General features: G+C 48.1%; 2 protein-coding genes. One reads left to right on the top strand and one right to left on the bottom strand.

Annotated elements, in window-relative coordinates:
- The first annotated feature begins 120 nt into the window (after window positions 1–120).
- The gene (locus ACTHUM_RS16535) at window positions 121–246 is read left to right on the top strand and encodes a hypothetical protein (protein ID WP_003678791.1); all 126 of its coding nucleotides are present in this window, start codon (window positions 121–123) and stop codon (window positions 244–246) included.
- Between the two features lie 68 nt (window positions 247–314).
- Here the strand turns inward: ACTHUM_RS16535 and ACTHUM_RS16530 are convergent.
- Window positions 315–728: GTPase (locus ACTHUM_RS16530; protein WP_440403498.1), on the bottom strand; the 414-nt coding region annotated here is incomplete at its 5' end.

Here is a 728-nt window from a genome sequence, read left to right as displayed (position 1 = left end):
CTCCAATACATTTTTTATTGACCTCAATCCATTTAAGCAGCATACTTTAGGCATTCCGCGAAGACGGAAATAAAAAAACACACATTTACTTATAAAACTAACTTATTGGGAAACCTCACCATGATTGATCGCCTTATGCCTATCTTCGCCGTTATCGGCATTTTGTCCAGCACCGTATACCTGAGCCTCGCCGCTTGGATGCTTTACGAAAGCGTGTTCAAAAAGAAAAGCCCTCTGTCGGCATAATCCTCAGATTTAGAATTTTACGGTAAGGCCGTCTGAACATTCAGACGGCCTTGTTTCATTCCATACTATCAAGCACTTGGCTGTACGGCCAATTCAATCATTGCTTCGCGCAAACCGTCCAAGCCCAAACTTTCTGCAACGGAAACATTCACGCCGACGGCATGCCCGGAATTGTCGCGCAAAATGCCTGCTTCACGCATACCTGACGGCAGCAAATCGATTTTGTTGTACACCACCAATTGCGGAATTTCATGCGCGCCGATTTCTTCCAAGACTTCGTTGACATCGTCCATCTGCCGTTCAAAATCGGTATTGGACGCATCAACAACGTGCAGTAGCACATCCGCCATCGCCGTCTCTTCCAAAGTAGCGGAAAACGCCGACACCAGCTTGTGCGGCAAATCGCGGACGAAGCCGACGGTATCGGTCAAAATCACGCTCGCCTCGTGCGACAGAAAAAGCCGACGCGCAGTGGTATCCAA

It is taken from the genome of Neisseria sp. P0021.S006 (genome assembly GCF_051956895.1).
Note: the sequence above shows the minus strand (reverse complement) of the source record. Positions and strands in the feature narration are given on the sequence as shown.

Coding starts and splice junctions, on each gene's coding strand:
- ACTHUM_RS16535 (WP_003678791.1), top strand. CDS start 121: ATGATTGATCGCCTTATGCCTATCTTCGCCGTTATCGGCATTTTGTCC.